Below are 322 nucleotides of genomic sequence, written 5' to 3' on the forward strand. Positions count from 1 at the left end.
TGAGTAAAAGGGTTTAGTACTCTGCGGCCAACATCACCGTCATCACGCGGTGGGTCAGTACAGGGTTGGCCGCATCAACGGAGTGCTGCTGCAGCGTAGGGTCGTAGTAATCGATCTTGCAGAACACCTTCACACCATCGACCTCGACCGCGACAAAGTCGTGTTCACCGTAGGGGTCGTTGTCGGGGGTAAAGTCGTTGAAATCGCGGATGGCGAGCAACAAGGCGGCTTGCTGCTCATCGGGCAGGGTTTGAAAGCCGGCAGTGAGCAGCACCTGGCCACCGACAAACTGGGTACGCAGGGCGTCGTTCAGTTGCTGGAT

The 322-nt window shown here is 57.5% G+C and carries 1 protein-coding gene; it reads right to left on the reverse strand.

Annotated elements, in window-relative coordinates:
• Positions 1-13: 13 nt before the first annotated feature.
• Positions 14-322: DUF3768 domain-containing protein (locus ACZ9XP_RS17885; RefSeq protein WP_465188959.1), on the reverse strand; the 309-nt coding region annotated here is incomplete at its 5' end.

The sequence above is a fragment of the Vogesella perlucida genome (assembly GCF_979366545.1).